This is a genomic window from Eudoraea chungangensis (assembly GCF_029360665.1).
GTDB classification, from domain to species: Bacteria; Bacteroidota; Bacteroidia; order Flavobacteriales; family Flavobacteriaceae; genus Eudoraea; species Eudoraea chungangensis.
Window position 1 is genome coordinate 164,660 of sequence record NZ_JARDUB010000004.1, and the last position, 17,623, is coordinate 182,282.

Here is a 17,623-nt window from a genome sequence, read left to right on the forward strand (position 1 = left end):
GAAATTAATCTAAAAATTAATTTAGTAACTGCCCCGCAATTGGCAACTTTCTAATACGCTTTCCACAGGCTGCAAAAATAGCATTGGCCAGGGCCGGAATGGCTGGCGGCAATGGGGGTTCCCCTAAACCTCTGGGTGGCAAGTTGTTCTTAATAAAATCTACGCGAACATCAGGTACATCTTTCATTCTAATCCAAGGATAGTCGTGAAAATTAGATTGTACGGTAGCCCCATCTCTAAAAGTTATCTCCCCATATAGTGCGGCACAGAGTCCTTCCAATATTCCCCCAACTACCTGGGCCTGGGCCCCGGATGGATTTACTATAATTCCGCAGTCTACCACAGCGTCTACCCTTAAAATATTTAGGTTTCCATTTGCCTCTACCTCTACCGTAACCACTTCGGCTATAAAAGACCCCGCGCCTTTACGGGCAGCAAACCCCCTACCCTGACCCTTGGGCAACGGTGTTTCCCAATTACTAATTTGCTTTACCTTTTCAATAACATGGAGAAATCGATTGTTATCAAATTCATAATCTCCCAATACAGGAACCATTCGTGCGGGCCCTAAAAAGGCAATAAAATAGTCTATTGGATCTATTTGTTGCATATGAGCAAGCTCATCCAAGAAGCAGTGAACTGGGAAGGCATTTGCGGAAGCTGCCACCGCACGCCATTGGCCCAAAGGCACATCACTTAGAACATGACCATATTCCAATTGAAGATTCGGTACAAATCCGGCAGGAAAGTCATATGCATCAATTTCAGTACCCGCCGGGCGGCCATCTCTACCCAAACTCGTTTTCCGTGACGCATTCGCTAAAATATGTTGCCAGCCTATCACCTTTCCCTGAGAATCTAAGGACACGGACATTTTATGAACACTTCCCGGGCGATACCAATCGTGTTGAATATCGTCTTCTCGGCTCCATGTAAGCTTTACAGGTTTGCCAAATTTTTTAGACAATACAGCAGCATCCATGGCATAATCTCCATAATATCTTCTACCAAAACCCCCACCTATTCTGGGCAGGTGTATCTTTATTTGCTCTGGTTTTAATTGGAACAATTTCATCAATCCGTTTTCTATGGCTTGAGGATTTTGTGTAGGCACCCAGACTTCACAAAAATTATCCCTGAAGTGTACGGTACAATTCATAGGTTCCATAGGAACATGGGCCAGAAACGGAACTTCATAGATGGCTTCATGATTTTTTGCAGCTTTTCTTCTTGCCTTATGGATATCTCCATCTTTCCTTTCTATTTTGGTTTCGCTTAATTGCTTATAAAAACGCTGAAAAAGTTCTTCTGAATTTTCCTTCCGTAAACCAGTATTATCCCACTCTACCTCCAGTTTTTCGGCCCCTTTAAAAGCCGCCCATGTTGTATCGGCCACAATAGCAACTCCATTAACGAAATTGGGGCTGTTCGCTTCTAAGAGTCGGCCTCCATAGTCCTCATTGTTGAGTTCTATGACTTCCAGGACGCCAAAAACGGACTTTGCCGACGCCTCATTATAGCTTTTAATCTTTCCCTGAAATACCGGGTTCTTTCGGACGGTTGCGTATAACATTTCGGGTAGACTTATATCTATCCCAAAGCTCGTTGTACCATTTACAATATCCTTTACGTCAGTTTGAGGAGTTGGTTTACCAATTATCTTATAGTCTTCCACAGGCTTAAATGCCACTTCTTCAGGCAAATCTACCAAGGCGGCTTTTTCGAGCAAGGCCTCAAAAGGCATCGACTTTCCAGATATTTTATGAAAAACACGATTATTATTGGAGATAAGCTCATTTGTTGGCAGTTTCATATGTATAGATGCCGCCTCTATTAAGGCATATCGGACCTGGGCCCCAGCCTTACGCATTAAATCCCAATTGAGAATAATGGCATAACTACCTCCCGCCCACTGCTCCTCATATTTAACATCAAAGTCTGCCTGTTCAATTTTAACCTTGTCCCAATCGGCTCCCATTTCTTCCGCTAAAATCATTGGTAGGGCAGTTTTAATTCCCTGTCCAATTTCCGGATTTTTGGCTGTTAAGGTAACCCAGCCATCCGTATCAATTCTTATAAGGGGTGAAAATGCATATTGGGTAGCGGCCTCTTCTTTCCGGTAACAAGACTGTAATTGTAGACCTACTATTAGAGCTCCAGTAGCCGAACTGCTTAATTTTAAAAAAGTTCTTCTGTCCAGGTTATTTTTCATATTTCTTCTATGTATTGCCTTTAGACTTAGAAATTTCCCAAAGACGCAAACTTATCTCGTCAGGTATCATTGTTTTATATTTTTTGCTGCCAAGCTTATGGCTTGCTTAATTCTGGAATAGGTGCCACAACGACAAAGATTTGAAGACATAGTATTATCTATTTCAACATTAGACGGATTAGGATTGTTGACAAGCAGCGCAGCAGCATTCATTATTTGGCCTGCTTGGCAATAACCACATTGAGGTACATCTAGTTGTATCCATGCCTCTTTAATCATTATTTCTTTCTCTTTCACTAGGCCTTCAATGGTTGTAATCGCGCCTCCATCGGCATTTTCTATAGCCATTGTGCAAGATTTTATGGGACTTCCATTGAAATGTACTGTACATGCTCCGCAGACTCCTTTCCCACAACCATATTTGGTCCCGGTAAGGCCTAACATATCTCGTATTACCCAAAGTAATGGAATATCCGGACTAGCTTCCACAGAAATACTTTCTGAATTAATCGTGAGCTTATAAGATGGCATTTGCTTCTCTTTATAAATTTCTGGAGTTATATGTCTCCGTTTTCGGAATAAAACTAGGCATTCCGAGTATCAGAATACGCGGTATGCAGTGAAATGTCGGTAAAAAGGTAGTGAATGGTATTAAAAACTTCTGGTCTTAATTAAATGGGTAACTTCTTTTATTAATTTTCTGCTTACCCTTCGGCTACTCCCATCTTTTAGAACAACATCAAGCGTATAACCAGAACCTTTTTTTAGTTCCAATACATAGTTTAGATTTATTATGGTAGATCGGTGAATCTTTTTAAAAACATCAAGAGGAAGAACATTTTCAAAATATTTAAGCGGTTTCCGCATTACAAAAATACCTTCAGAAGTAAATAACTTGGTATAATAATTCTCAGAAACCAAATAGTAAATCTGATGCGTTTCACAAAACACAGTTGTATTTCCGCGGGCAAGTTTAATCCGCAGGGGTAGTTTTTTGTCCGGCATGGGAGTGTTCATAAACTTGTCGGTGACAAACCATACCAAAACGATATCAATAAAGGTCCAGAAAACAAAAAAATAACGAAATACACCAAATCTGCATCCATCCTGTCCCAGATAGGGGCTAAAAAAAGCGCTTATCACAAAAAACCAGCCAAAATGTAATGCGACGGTTATTGCACTCAATCCTAGTAATGCCAGATCGCGGTGACGTAATCCCTTGGTTTTTTGTTGAAAGAAGTCCAAGACAAAAAAGCCAAAGACCCACGGAGTCCAGACGACTAACTGCCATAAGATTACTTTGTGGAAACCAATCTGGTCTCGGAGCTCAAATTCTCTCCAGAAAATAAGACTTGCCATGACCACAGCAATAACCAAGGGTAAAAAACTGAGCTTTCTATTTCTCTTTACGAATGAAATCACAAAACATTTTTGAGATATTTCTAAAGTAATGAAATGTAGTTTCTCTGGAACATAACACTATGTTAAACCAAGGAATATTTTATTCTAAGATAGATTGCACGCCATTTTCTAAAGTGTACAACGTCTTTATTTCGCTTTCTGTCAACTCTTTATTAAAAATAGACAAATCGTCCATATATCCAATATAGCTAAGTCCCAGAAAGATGTTAGACCTATCCAGATCCCATGAAAAAGGATCTGTAATACCTTCTCTTAGGCCTTTTAGTTCTCCGTTAATATATAGGCCTGCCTTCCCGTTAGTGGTGTTTAATCCGGAAAAGTTTATTAGTATATGCGTCCATTTCCCTTTGGCAAAAGGCGGATTGCTCACAGGCGCAAGTTGGGGTAGAAAAAGGGCATTTTCGTCTTCCAAATTTTCTGGATTCCAAATATTTCTATCACCTATGACTCCCAATCTAAAATCGCGAGGGTTATTCTCTGTAAAATCTACCCATATGGCCGCATCATTATAACTCACATCTGTAATCTGAATAGGATCACAGAAACCCGGTTCCAGGTCGGTGGCAGGGTCCAGGCTTAACCAAAAAGAAATGGCCCCATTCCAGTTTTCCCCATTGTAGGCAATGTTCCCGGCACTGGGGTAATAGATATATCCTTTACTGCGTTCGGTAAATTGTAGGCCAGCACCGTATTTTCCTTGCCCAGCTTGTCTGGTAATATCCGGCTTGTGCAAACCTACTTTGGAAGAATCCAGGAATTTTCGATTAGTTACGGTATATATAAGTGAGTCTCCCAAGGCAAAATCGGCATTCACTCCAGAGTCAAAAGAAGCATAGAAGGTAAGGGCCTCCTTTATACTTTCTACCACAGGATCTTTTTTAGCCTCTTCTTTTTGAGCCGTTTTCTCCTTACAGGAAGACAATCCTACAAAACAGAATAGGACGAGTGGAACCAGGTGCTTTAGGAGGAATTCTTTATGCATAATTATACTATTTGATGGATTAAAATCTAAAATACATAATTAATAAGTAGGTTTAAAGTATTTAAAAACATTCTGACTTATAACTTAAGAAACGGGATAATCCACACCAATAGATTGATGTATCAAAGAAAGCTTGCTGTTCTTTTTCATAGATAGTCCTTTTAGGTTATTCCAAAAAATCCAGTTTCAGAGATTATTCTTTACTTTTAAGAAAAACAACTCGTTATGAAGACCTGTATATATCTAGTTGCTCTAGTCCTTTTGATAAATATACATCCTAACCTTTGGGGACAAAATACTACTGCGCCCGACAGTCTCTTAATCGAATATGGAAGACTCCCCAACGATTCTACCAAGGTTAAAACGCTGCAAGAGCTTTTTAACTGGTATATTGATAGGGATTGGAATTTAGCCATGCAGTACAATACCGAGCAGTTAAAACTTGCAAAGGAGGTCGGTTTTAAAAAAGGCTTGGGTTTGGCTCATATGAACGCTGGCGTTTTGTATAATTACTCAAGTAAAACAGATTCAGGAATCGCGGAATATAAAATTGCCCGAGATATCTTCAGGAAGATAAAACACTACCGTTTAGAAGCATGGACCATAAAAAATCTGGCCGCCAGCCAGTACGATAAAGGCAACTATAATGAGGCTCTTGTTCTCTTAGACAGTGCCTTTGTAACGTTTGAGAAGAGTAATAGTGATCCGGCAGAATTAAGCTCTTTTTACAACATAAAAGCCTGGATTAATTATATGAAGGGTAATTATAAAATAGCGACAATTGACGCATTAAAACAATTGGAATACCTAGAAGATAATAACGGTAGCAAAAAAGCCGAAGCGCTATACCAATTAGCAGCCTTAGCAACCAGTAGAGGGGATTACCAACAGGCTATTTCCTACAACCTTGAAGCAGCAGAAATTTATAAAAAGAATGACGACTTGGCATTTGAATTACAATGTTTAATGGATGTTGGCATTAATTATAATAGTCTTGGAAATTATGCAAAGGCTGTGGAGTACTTCGAGGAATGCCTGCCGAAGGCAGAAACACTGAAAGACATCTTTTTTAAGCAGGGCATTCTACATGATTTAGGAAGTAGTTATGTTTATTTAAATAAACTAGACGATGGTATAAGGCTTCTTCAAGAGGGCGTTGAATTAGCAAAAATTATTGGTAATGAAAACAAATTAATGGCGGGCTACAATGCCCTTGGCTACACCTTTAACAAAAAAGAAGACTATGTAAAGGCTAAATTCTATTACGATCAGGTCATTAGTAGCATAGACAGTACAGATTCTAAAACTACCCTGTCTTTTGCCTACTTAGGCAGATCTACGGCCTATGAAAAATCCAATAATTATTCCATGGCCCTAAAGGACTTTAAGACTTATAAAAGCTTAACGGACAGCATTTATAATAGCACCAAGTCACAGCAAATAGAAGAACTAAATACGATTTACGAAACCGAGAAAAAAGAACAACAAATATTATTGCAAGAAAAGGACATAATGGTATTAGAAAAAGAGGTGCAGATTAATTATCAGCAAAAAATACTATTAGGTGGGGGCTTGGGGCTCTCTCTCTTAACCATAGGTTTCGGTTTTTATGGTTTCCGACAAAAAATAAAACGGAACCTGGTAGAAAAGCAAAGGATAGATGCCGAGCTGGCGTTTAAAAAGAAGGAACTCACTACCCACGCCCTTCATCTGGCTAAAAAGAATGAAGTACTTGAGAATATAAAGGCAAAAGCAAAAACCTTAAAAGAAAAAGAAGGAGCACCTGGTTATCAAGAACTCATTAAAACTATCAAATTTGATCAGCAGGATGATAAAAACTGGGAAAGTTTTACCCAATACTTTGAACAGGTTCATAAAGATTTTGCCGCGGATGTGAAGAAAAAATATCCCCAAGTTACCAAAAACGAACTCAGGTTTATGGCCTTGATGAAGATGAACATGTCATCGAAAGAAATTGCAAATATTCTAAATATCTCTATCTCAGGGGTAAAAAAGGCCCGAAACAGACTGAGAAAAAAGCTCGGAATTACCCCTAATGAATCCTTGGAAGGCCTGATTATAACGATTTAAAGGTTTATCATATTCTCAGCTAAAGTCTTGAATCAGTAATAAAATAAGGTGCTTCAAGAGTGTCCCCCCTTTGTCACCCCTGTTTTTTTTTATTCCCAATTTTCACAAGCTAGGTTTGTGTCATCATTAAGTTGATAAACCGTTTTGTGGTGTCTTGTTCGGTCTAGGGCTGCAGACCAAATCCGAACAGGAACGCACAAAACAAAATTGTTAAACCACAAAACAAAAGATTATGAAAACGGAAAATGTTCCTTTCAAGAAACTAGCCCTATTTTTTTTATTGGCAATTGCCATATCCTGTGGCAAAGATGATTTGGAAACAGTTATCGAACCCCCCGCAGGTCCTATAGCCACAAACCCATGTGATGATCCTTGTGCCAACCCTAATGAATGTCCAGACCAATGTGAAAACACAGCCACAGGATTAAATCGAGATTCTTTTATCCCAGAGGGCACAGTTACCGAAACAACAGATGGTTACCAGGTAGATGGCAAACTTACTATCCCTTTGGACTCTATAGGAGAAGTAATCTTCGATAATGCCGACATTGATGTTTCCTTTAACGATGATGGCAGCTTACAAAGTCTGGTTGGAAATGTTGAAGTTCCTCCTTTAGAAAACTTTTTTGAATTTGCTGAACCTCTACAAGCAGAGATTGGCTTTTTTTCAGGTAAGTTTTTAAATGATAATCGTAACTACGAAATTGTTTTAAAAGACGAAAGATTCTATTTTGTCTTTAATATACAGGCCAATATAGAACTCAAAATTGGAGTCAATGACGACCCAAATGCTACCAAACCTCTTTCCATAAGTCCGGGAAGTGCTGGAATTGTCTTGATCACAGATTATACAGATCCTATGTTTTTCTTCTCTCTTGGTGGGGGCGTTGCCGGTGGAGACGGAGAAGATAACAACCAAAATGGGGACAATAACAACGGGAATAACAATAATAATAATAGCAATGATGGCCGATTATTGGGAGTTAGCTTTGGCGGATCTTTTGGAGGCAATATTGTATATGTCCCAACCAATCCCGTAGATGACGTAGTCAGTTTTGGCGCCAAAACCGTTGTGGGAGGGTCTGCTTCCTTTTTTAAGATAATTGAGATGAGTGGCCTTTTGTATGAAAATAAAGGTTTTAGCGTGGATGCAGATCTACGGGATCCCTTAGCCTCCGAGTTTGGAGTAGGCTATCGATCTGGTTTTAATGGTTCTTTGGACCTGGCCCTTGAAATTAATTCCTTTATCTCTTTTGGTTTTCCTATAGCCGAAGGGAGTGCTGCAGTGGTTGCAGAAGCTTCCACCGCTAGTGGAGTGCAGGCCAGAGCATTTATAAATGGAATTGTAGATCCCGATTTATCGTGGTATCCAAATTTCATTCCTATAAAACCCGACGGAAGCTTAAATGCAGAAGGTTATGTAAATCAAAATGGAGAATTTGATATTGCGGCAGCCGGAAGCTTTAGCATTGAAACCCCTAATAACACTCAGGAAATTGAGGGCTCTATTCGCCTTTCCAATCCGGCATTTGAAATTGGCGGAAAATATACTAAGAACGACCAGGAATGGTCCGTAAATGCTGCAATAAAAAAAGACGAGAGCGAAGTTCTGGTGAAAGCACCAAATAACTTTGTAACTGGCCTCGATGTGGAGATTTCTCAAAGAATTGATTCTACTTTAGCGGTTGCCGAAGACGCCCTTTCTAATTTAGAGCAGGCTACTTCCGATTATGAATTTGAACTTAGCCTTCGAGGATTACGCCAGGTTTTACCAACCATCATTTCCAACGCCTTACAAACCATAGATGAACAGGTAGATGAAGGCATTGCCGAAGGTCGAAGAAGAGCACGAGCAGAACTTGATGATCGCGGCAGAGTTCTTTGTAGTGATAATATACCAAGCATTGTTAATGGGATAGTAGACCGGTATAGGAATGCTTTGGTACGTATGCGAAATGCAGTAAACAATGAAAACGATACCGAACAGACCAGAACAGAACTGGAGGCTTCTTTACGGCAGCTAGCAAATTTGAATCGCGTAAATGAAACCGTCACTGCTGAGATAAGAAGTGACTGGAAGTTTACAGGCTGTGTAATCCCTTTGGCAACAAATAGAGATGTTTCTTTAAATTTCGAGGTATTAACCAATACCCAGGTAAATCAACTGAATACAGCTGCGGATAATGTAAAATTTATTGCCGAGACGAGTGATATTTTAGTTAGTGCCCAGGCCATTTTTGATGCGGTTCCCACGGAAGAAATTCGCGATCGCTTAGATCAAATAAAGCAAGACATAGGTACACAGGTTAGAACCTATTCTAATTTTTCAGGAGTTGGCTTTGTTAAAAACCACAATACCAACGAATTTAGTTTCTTTGTTGAGGAAGGAGATAACAGGAGAAATGTAGCGAGTTTTAATCCCTTTGACCCGAACGCCATAATTAAAATTCTGGTGCCAGAATTATAAGGTAGTAGTATAAAATATGCCTAAAAGAAGCTCTTGAATATTCTTCAAGAGCTTCTTTTGTATTTCCGTTTACAGTAAGTACTCTGGAAAAAAGATAGAACAATAGTAATACTTGGTTCGTTTAACTGAAAGAGTATAAATATAGCTGCTCTAACTCTGTTCGACAGGTACCCTAGTCTATTCTTTTCGTAAACTCTTTACCGGATTCGTATGCGCCACTTTTAAGGTTTGATAACTTACCGTTATCAAAGAAATTCCTATTAAAATAATTCCAGCTAACACGAATATCCACCACTGCATGTGAATATGAAACGCAAAACTTTGAATCCAGTTATTTAAAAAATACCAAGATAAGGGTATGGCTAAACATAGAGCTATAAATACTAGCTTAATGAAGTCTTTGGACAACATTTCAAACAAACCAATAATATTTGCACCCAAAACCTTTCGTACGGCAATTTCCTTTATTCGCTGTTGCGTGGAAAACATAGCAAGACCAAATAGGCCCAAGCAAGAAATTACAATGGTAAGTACTGCAAAAAAAATTGCCAGACTTTGCACCTTCTCTTCATCTTTATAGGCCATTTCAATTACACTATCCAAGAAATGATAGTTCATAGGGAGACTACTAAACTGCCTATGTACTTTTCCCATATGTGCAATAGCTTCTTTAGTCTTCCCCGCGGTAGATTTTAAATAAAACAAATAGGTCTCTTTTGGTCTGCATCTAATAATCAAAGGCGTAATTGGATTATGCAGAGAAGTAAAATGAAAATCCTTAACCACACCTATAATTCTACCTCCTTCTTCTCCCCAGAAACTTAGAGATTTGCCTAAGGGATCCTTAATTTTCATAACTCTTACGGCCTCCTCATTGATAATGAAGTTCAGCGTATCTCTTGAATAATCCTCGGAAAAATTCCTTCCCTCTTTAATGCTAATATTTAACATCTCCAAAAGCCCAAAATCTACGTCGAGAATAGAAAACCATTTTTGACCAGTATCGGGAGTCATTCCTTCCCAAACGGGGTCCGAGGTGGTTCCATTCATCTCAATAAAATTACCTCCTGCGGTACTAACCTCCTTTATTCCAGAGAAACTTAGCAGTTCGTTTTTTATACTCTGGGAATGAGCGTAGCTTTCCAAATCCATTTCCATATAAAAAATATTTTCCTTAGCTATCCCTAGATTTTTGTCTTGAATGTATTCTAATTGCAAGTATACTACCATAGTAGCCGTAATCATTACCATACAAAGAAAAAACTGTAAGACTACTAAACCCTTCCGCAATCTGAGCTCGTTGGTATTCACTTGCAATTTTTGCATTAAGGCTTCGGTACTCTTAAATGAAGCCAATGACAATGCAGGATAGATTCCAGAACATAAAATAGTTCCTATGGTTATGGCTCCAAAGACAAGGTAAAGATTAAGGTTCGAAAAATTTAGAGTAAGTGTCTTTTCGGTTAGCGCGTTAAAAAAGGGAATCGAATTTATGGTTAGGGCCATTGCAAGTATTACAGATATGCATACCAGCATTGTTGATTCTACAAAAAACTGACCTAATAATGGTCTTTTCCCTGCTCCAATCACCTTTTTTATGCCTACTTCTTTGGATCGTTTAATGGCAGCGGCCGTGGTTAGATTAATAAAATTAAAACAGGCAATTAGTAACGTAAAAACCGCAATAATTCCAAATAATATAACATAATCGATTCTACCGCCTACAACCTTTCCATTCTCAAATTTAGAATACAAATAGCGGTCCTTAAAAGGCTGTAAAACTAAAGTTCTCCATTGGTCGTCACCGATTCTTTGAGGGATATCTCTTATCTTCTGATTTAAAAGTATAGTTTCGGTATTCTCTTTCTGAAGTATAAATGTCTTTACCCATGTATTACCCCAACTTTTGTTGTTCATTGGAAGAAAATTATCTAAGGGAATTACTGCGTCGAATTGTACAGTAGACTGTTCAGGTATTTCATTGAATATTCCCGAAACACGGTATGCCTCGGCATGCCGATTTAGATTTAGGCTAACTACCTTTCCCAAGGCATTACCTTGAGGAAAATACCTAGTGGCCAATTTTTCCGAAAGAACAATACTTTTTAAATTATCCAAACAAAAGTCCTTGTTACCTTCTTTTAAAGGAAAGGAAAAAATATTAAAAAAACCTTTGTCCGCCCCTCGAACCTTAAGTTTAAATATCTTATCCCCCAATTTTAAATTAGCCTCCCTATTGGCCGTTATTCTCACAACACTTTCAATTTCCGGTATTTCAGTAGATAAAGCCTCCGCCACAGGGTAACCCGTGCCATCCCAGATATTGTCCGAATCCCCCGGCGAACTTACTCGGGTTAAAACCTGACTAATTCGATCTCCTTTGTCATGAAAGTTATCCTTGTCATATTCATCCAATATCCATAAGGAAATAAGCAAGGTACACCATATCCCTAAAGAAAGACCCAGGACATTAATCAAGGTAAATCCTTTTCGTTTTTGAAGGCTTCTGAATGCCATTTTAAGGTGGTAGAGCAGCATGTTGTCTATATAGTTTAAGATAAAGAGTTACATCGCTTTAATGATCAAGGTTCCGTACGTCACTATTAGACTATTCCTGAATTATGCCAAATTTATAAAACACTTATAAACAATGTTTTATGAAAATAATTTTATTAAATAGTTGACAGAGTGTAAAATTTATTTACAACATATGTCTAATAATTTTACAACTTTATAAAGAACAAACGAATTTTGTAGACTAAACCTTGGTACTATTAAAAATCTATGCTGAATATAAATATACCCAGGAATGAAAATAGCTTATGCACAAATAATTTATCCAAAAGAATTAATATTTTAAAATATATATGGTCTCTACATAACCGACTTATTCCACCTTGTAACTAATAAATAGCCTCCGTGTTTTAGGGCTTACCTATCTTTACACGAGAATTTGAAATCACTATTAAAAATCAATTTTACGTTTAGTATGAAATATTTCCATATAAAAATATCTATGCTTTTAAGTCTATTCCTCCTAATGGGATGCCAACAGAATAAACAGACAGAGAAGCTATTTTCGGAGCAAAGAATCATACAAAGTGCCATCCAGGGTGAGAAAAGTAAGGGCCAAAAAATAGTCTATTCAAATAGTCCTGAAAAAATAATAAATGCTAGCTTTTCCCTTAAAGGTAAGAATGCAAATTCATGGCGAGTTGAGTATACTTCGCAGAACGAAGTAAAGAATAAGGACAGTGTAGCGTTCTTTGTTTTTTTTGAACCAATAGCTAATTTTATTGGTATTGCTCAGGATACACTAATACTGACTATGGAACATATGGAGATTGTCTATTCCTTAAAGGGCCTTAGTACCAAAGCTCTGGAAGGGAATAACGAACCCCCGCTGGCAGATGTAGTGACAACTTTAGGATATGCCATAAATTTAGGCTGGACAGATCTTGCAAATCATGTTCTACCCGATTTGCAGGGCGATGAATTGCCTCCTTCTCTATTTCAGAAGATTGGGCCTGGGAAAGTTTATATGACTCCAGTAGCCAGATATAGCCCTCCCTTTAGTTTGCCTTTTGGATATTACACCAGCCTTAAAGATACTATTGTAAAACATCAGGTAGGTGTTTTGGAAGGTTCCGAGATCTACCCTGAACACCAGACCCTGTATCCTGCATTGGCACAAGGAAAAAACAGTTTTGATCCCAAAGATAAATTATTTGGTTTTTACACTACTAGCCCTAGCCATGACGCCTATTCGGAGGACAAATGGAATGCAATATGGTTCAAAGAAAATGTGGCCCACGCGGCTAGAATATATGAGGTTAAGAACGCTGAGGGTTCCATTATTAGCGGGCAGTACCTCGTTTGCTTTGAAGAAGCGAGCAATGGGGATTATCAGGATTATGTCTTTTTATTAGAAAATATTACCGCAGTTGCAATTAAGGATTCGGAAGAATAGCTTAAAAATTCTTACGCTCTTTTTTAAAAAATAACAGCCGGCATCAAGTTGTTGAACCTGCAACTCTTAGACACCGACTGTATTATTTCTTTTTACAATGCGTATGGCCCTTCTTGATCTCCATTTAATTCACGTATTACCAATAGTCCTTCTGTGGTAAAATATAGGATTCGCTGAATAGTAGCTCCGTTAATGTTGATTTTACAAGCTGCCTCGATTCCCTCACTGGCTACCTCGGTGTCCTGTTCTGTTTCCCAACAATTAAAATCTGCAAAACCTTGATTTCCACTTGGCAAACTAATAAAATAGGGATTGTAATAATTACGTCTGCTATACGTACTGCCGTTGGTATCATTAGAGTAATAATAGGAAGAGGTTACTTCACCATTGATTACCCTAACATAGGGGGCCTCAACATAAATACCTACTTGCTGCAAATATCGATCTCTTCGAACCGCCGCCTTGATTCCTTTACCAAATAATGGGAAGGATTGACAACTTACATCACGACCTTCAGGTCCAATGAAGGAACCATCTGCAAAAGAGTCATTTACGCCATTATTTTCTGAAAATTCTTCGTTAACCACCCACCTTCTATTGGAACCATTGAATTGTCTGTATTCACCAATAGGGTTACTAGGGGTACTTCGGATGTTATCCGGTTGGTAGTCTATTAGCTCATATTGGGTACCATCTTCATTGAAGATATAGATTTCATCCAGAAAGTTCCGTAAAGCTGCTCCAACACTACTAAAAGTTGTAGCACCCAAAGGCCCACTAGGGTCAGTAATACTGTACGGGTCTGAAACATCCCCTGTTGAGGCATTAAATATGGCATATTCTGTGCCAGCCCCATTAAAAATGGCTGTATATTCATTATTTAATTGTGTAGCTGCTCCTATCCCATCTTCAAAAAGGTCTACAAGGTTGGAATACAAGATGGGTGGCAAAACCCCTTTTAAACTGCATTCCACAACCTCCATTTCCGTGGAAATATTCGTCCCAACCTGTTTTGAAGGATCTTCCAAAGAATAAATTTCATAAGAGAGGGGTAATCCCGTTCTTATATCCGTACTGGCGGCCAGCATGTCGGCTAAGGCACTAATACTAGTTTCGCCTAGTCCTGAAAAGGTATTTTTGGAGTCTCCTCCATATGCGATTACCTTGATTTTAAGGTTTTCCATCTTCTCCATGCTATCGGTCTCTAAGTTACCCGATATTTCTTTATCGAAACTCTTGTAAGAAGCATCAATCTGGGTGTTCATTACTTCCAAGGAAGAGGTAGACTCTACGAGCATATAGAAAATTCTTCCATAGGTTACTTTTTTAATGTAAGTAGCGGGGTTGTCTGCTTGTATAAATCTATCCAAATCACTTGGTGCTACGCTAGGATCAAAAACATCCTCATAGCTAGTCGGAAAATCATAACTTACATCGTAATAAGACTGGTATAGCTTTATTAATACCCTATTATACGTTTGATCCTGACTAAAGGAGAGTTTTCCTTCTGCCTTTACACCGTAACCTTCGAAGGAAAGCCCCATTTGTAATGCCACCTGCTTTTCTGAAAACACATTTTCATAATCCAGATCAAAATTAGCCGGCACTACCCCGGTACTACCTGCAATAATATCATTCATGGCCTGTCTAACCTGAGACTCGCTCATTTCGGTAAGATCCTGAGAGGCTTCGGGGTTCCCGTCATTCAGATTATAAGATATACTGCCTCCGGCCCTTTTTAAAGGGATCCCTTGGGGTTTTACATTATTTATAGTTTTGCCTTGTAAAAGAGCACCGGGGAATATTTCACTGGCTACCCCACCCAGGGTTTGAAAATCCCCTGTGCCGTCCGTAACGCTGACCGTTCGGGATTTACAAATAAAGCGAAGCGTCTCTGCCTCTGAACCAGTTCCAGATGTATAGTCATCCGGATAATCTTCGCCCTCTGCCAGAGTCACGTCAGATCTAGACTCGGGTACTTCTTCAAATTCTCCTCCCTTTGCAACCACAGCATTAAAGTCTGTCGCTACAGGATCGTCTTGCGTAACCGGATCATCAACTGGAGGTACCAATTCATCCGAATCACTACTGCAGGAATAAACTAGTAGTAATATTAAACTAAGGTTTGTAAACATTTTTAGAATAGAAAGTCTTGTTTTCATAATTTCTTGCTTTAAAGATTCAACGGTATAAAACTATCTGCAAATCAAGCTTCTACCTAATTTTGTCCATGGACAAACTATGGACAGCAGTCAAAAAGGATGGTGTACCGAAGTATGGACAAGAAGTAATTCTATGAGACTATAATTGCGTAAAAAAGCCAATAAAATCAGTACATAAAAGATATTTTGTTATTCTATAAAATTTCAGTAATACTGGACAAAGTAAAGAGCTCTTGACGTTTCTTCAGAAATCCAAATTCCATATCAAACAGATTTTTAAGGTATCTTGTAGGTATTAAAAAGTAAAGGTATGAAACCACTAATCTGTTATTTTCTAGTTTTAACAAGTTTTACGCAGTTTATATATTCCCAAGAAATTGAGAGAATCGATAGTCTCTTAAACGTTTACAATACCACTAAAAAAGATACGAATAGCATAAAAATACTCGATCAATTATGGATGTATTCCTTAAATAATAATATTGACTTAGCCAAAGAGTATGCCAATGAGATGGTTATTCTCTCTCAAGAACTAGAGTATCCAAAAGGGATGGGAATTGGGCATACCAATCTTGGCCTAACCAACTCGCAAATCAGCAACTTTAAAGAAGCAGAATTAGAATTTCAAAAAGCCTTAGATATTTTTAGGAAACATAAACTTCCAGAACAAGAGGTAAGGACTGTAATAAGAATGGCCAACGACTATTTTTATCAATCTAAATACGAGCGCGCTATTGAATACTGTGATTTGGCAGAAAATGTCTTAACAAAGCCGAAGGATTCATTGCAACTTGGATCCGTTTTTATACTAAAAAATGCAATTTATTTAGAACAGGGTTATTTTGAACTTTCCTTGAAATACGGCTTAAGGGCTGCTAAAATTTTTAAAAATCAAAAAGATGAAATTGGTTATGCAAAAACCTGTTATAATATTGCCTGTGTTCACGAGTCTTTAGGTAATAAAACAGAAGCTCTTCAGTACTACTACCAATCTATTCCGGTATTCGAAAAAAATAATATTCTATACACTTTGGTTTTGGCCCATCAAGGACTTGGCATCCTTTATACCAGAGACCCAGTGCAAAAGGATAGCGCAGAGGTCAACTTGTCAAAAGCCTTAGAATTGAGTCATAAAATGGGGGATTCAGTACTAATTTCTACCTCGCTTAACGAATATGGCAGATTAAAATTCGTCCTTAAAGAGTATGAGTCGGCTAAAGAAACCTACCTAGAAAGTTTAATTATAGCAAATAAGATGGATTCTGGCTTTAGCAAACAAATTATTTTATTAGATCTAAGTGAAGTTCACCTTGCCTTAGACAATTATGATCTTGCTTTAGCAAATTCCATGGAAGCCCTCAATTTATGTCAAGAATTAAAGATCGACGTCGGTATTAATCAAGCATATGAAAATCTTTATAACATATATAAAGAAAAAAACGATACCAAAAACGCCCTGAAATATCTTGAAAAATATAAGCAAACAAACGACAGTTTATATAGTGTAGATAAGACAAATAAAATAAATGAATTAGAGATTCAGTATCAAACGGAAAGAAAAGAGGCAGAAATAGCCTTACAAGAAGAAGAAATAAAAACGCTAAATGAAAAAGCCAAAGTCAACAAACTTACCAAGGGTCTATATGCAGGGGGAATGGCCTCTGCGATTGCCCTATCTGGACTCTTAGTATTTGGTTTTCAGCAACGAATCAAGAAAAATAAAATAGAGCGGGAGAAACAAGAAGAAATATACCGACAGGAAATTGAACACAAAAAGAAAGAATTAACCAGTCAGACTTTGCACCTTGTCCAAAAAAACACTTTTATACAAGAATTAATGGAGAATTTAGACAATATTAAAAATTCTCCTGACACCTTTAAAACGGAATTCAGGCGAATGGTTATGTTACTCAAAAAGGAGAACGCTTCCGATAAAGATTGGGAAGTTTTTAAGACTTATTTTGCCGATGTTCATAACGATTTTGACCAAAAACTCAGAACCTTTTATCCAGGTATTTCAGAAAAAGAAATCCGATTAGCAGCGTTTTTAAGAATGAATTTAACCACCAAAGAAATTGCCGTTACCCTAAATGTAATGCCAGACAGCGTCCTCAAGTCAAAATACCGGCTTAAAAAGAAACTAGGTCTCCGTAAAGAACAGGATTTAAGTGGTTTTTTAAATAGCATATAATTATTAAAAGGATCCTTCAAAAACTATGTTTCTTTAAAGGATGTAAGCAGTAATCCTTTAAAAACAGCATTGGCATAAACGTTTTATTGGCGTTTTTAATAAAGAAAGCTCTAAAGAAATAATACT

10 protein-coding genes are annotated in these 17,623 nt (G+C 38.0%); 4 read left to right on the forward strand and 6 right to left on the reverse strand.

Annotation, left to right across the window (positions count from 1 at the left end):
* Positions 1–16: 16 nt before the first annotated feature.
* The 4 genes from PXG98_RS10760 to PXG98_RS10775 form a co-directional block, all read right to left on the reverse strand.
* Positions 17–2,212: a xanthine dehydrogenase family protein molybdopterin-binding subunit gene (locus PXG98_RS10760; protein ID WP_276391001.1), complete on the reverse strand. Its 2,196-nt coding sequence runs from the start codon at positions 2,210–2,212 to the stop codon at positions 17–19.
* Between the two features lie 66 nt (positions 2,213–2,278).
* A complete protein-coding gene (locus PXG98_RS10765) occupies positions 2,279–2,743 on the reverse strand; it encodes a (2Fe-2S)-binding protein (protein WP_276391002.1) in 465 nt (154 codons plus the stop codon).
* Between the two features lie 120 nt (positions 2,744–2,863).
* On the reverse strand, positions 2,864–3,634 hold the full coding sequence (locus PXG98_RS16480) for a LytTR family DNA-binding domain-containing protein (RefSeq protein ID WP_276391003.1): 771 nt from the start codon (positions 3,632–3,634) through the stop codon (positions 2,864–2,866).
* A gap of 79 nt (positions 3,635–3,713) precedes the next feature.
* A complete protein-coding gene (locus tag PXG98_RS10775) occupies positions 3,714–4,616 on the reverse strand; it encodes a LamG-like jellyroll fold domain-containing protein (RefSeq protein ID WP_276391004.1) in 903 nt (300 codons plus the stop codon).
* Positions 4,617–4,841: 225 nt separating this feature from the next.
* Here PXG98_RS10775 and PXG98_RS10780 point away from each other — a divergent pair, with 225 nt between their 5' ends.
* Both PXG98_RS10780 and PXG98_RS10785 read left to right on the forward strand, forming a co-directional pair.
* Positions 4,842–6,707 carry a tetratricopeptide repeat protein gene (locus PXG98_RS10780; protein WP_276391006.1) on the forward strand — a complete coding sequence of 622 codons (1,866 nt, stop codon included), beginning with the start codon at positions 4,842–4,844 and terminating at the stop codon, positions 6,705–6,707.
* A 232-nt stretch (positions 6,708–6,939) separates the two neighbouring features.
* The gene (locus PXG98_RS10785; protein ID WP_276391007.1) at positions 6,940–9,174 is read left to right on the forward strand and encodes a hypothetical protein; all 2,235 of its coding nucleotides are present in this window, start codon (positions 6,940–6,942) and stop codon (positions 9,172–9,174) included.
* A gap of 177 nt (positions 9,175–9,351) precedes the next feature.
* Here the strand turns inward: PXG98_RS10785 and PXG98_RS10790 are convergent, their stop codons facing one another.
* Positions 9,352–11,691, reverse strand: coding sequence for an ABC transporter permease (locus PXG98_RS10790; protein WP_276391010.1), 2,340 nt, complete (start codon positions 11,689–11,691; stop codon positions 9,352–9,354).
* A gap of 472 nt (positions 11,692–12,163) precedes the next feature.
* Here PXG98_RS10790 and PXG98_RS10795 point away from each other — a divergent pair, with 472 nt between their 5' ends.
* The gene (locus PXG98_RS10795; RefSeq protein ID WP_276391011.1) at positions 12,164–13,144 is read left to right on the forward strand and encodes a hypothetical protein; all 981 of its coding nucleotides are present in this window, start codon (positions 12,164–12,166) and stop codon (positions 13,142–13,144) included.
* A 92-nt stretch (positions 13,145–13,236) separates the two neighbouring features.
* On the opposite strand, the gene PXG98_RS10800 is transcribed toward PXG98_RS10795, so the two are convergent.
* Entirely contained in the window at positions 13,237–15,306 is a 2,070-nt protein-coding gene (locus PXG98_RS10800) for a thiol-activated cytolysin family protein (protein ID WP_276391013.1), read from the reverse strand.
* A gap of 310 nt (positions 15,307–15,616) precedes the next feature.
* Here PXG98_RS10800 and PXG98_RS10805 point away from each other — a divergent pair, with 310 nt between their 5' ends.
* Complete coding sequence (locus PXG98_RS10805; protein ID WP_276391014.1) at positions 15,617–17,497, forward strand: tetratricopeptide repeat protein; 1,881 nt, start codon at positions 15,617–15,619, stop codon at positions 17,495–17,497.
* The last annotated feature ends 126 nt before the right edge of the window (positions 17,498–17,623 follow it).

Bases quoted from the DNA above. Each gene is read 5' to 3' on its own strand.
- PXG98_RS10795 (WP_276391011.1), top strand. From the start codon at position 12,164: ATGAAATATTTCCATATAAAAATATCTATGCTTTTAAGTCTATTCCTC.
- PXG98_RS10765 (WP_276391002.1), bottom strand. From the start codon at position 2,743: ATGCCATCTTATAAGCTCACGATTAATTCAGAAAGTATTTCTGTGGAA.
- PXG98_RS10785 (WP_276391007.1), top strand. From the start codon at position 6,940: ATGAAAACGGAAAATGTTCCTTTCAAGAAACTAGCCCTATTTTTTTTA.
- PXG98_RS10800 (WP_276391013.1), bottom strand. From the start codon at position 15,306: ATGAAAACAAGACTTTCTATTCTAAAAATGTTTACAAACCTTAGTTTA.
- PXG98_RS10790 (WP_276391010.1), bottom strand. From the start codon at position 11,691: ATGGCATTCAGAAGCCTTCAAAAACGAAAAGGATTTACCTTGATTAAT.
- PXG98_RS10775 (WP_276391004.1), bottom strand. From the start codon at position 4,616: ATGCATAAAGAATTCCTCCTAAAGCACCTGGTTCCACTCGTCCTATTC.
- PXG98_RS10760 (WP_276391001.1), bottom strand. From the start codon at position 2,212: ATGAAAAATAACCTGGACAGAAGAACTTTTTTAAAATTAAGCAGTTCG.
- PXG98_RS10805 (WP_276391014.1), top strand. From the start codon at position 15,617: ATGAAACCACTAATCTGTTATTTTCTAGTTTTAACAAGTTTTACGCAG.
- PXG98_RS10780 (WP_276391006.1), top strand. From the start codon at position 4,842: ATGAAGACCTGTATATATCTAGTTGCTCTAGTCCTTTTGATAAATATA.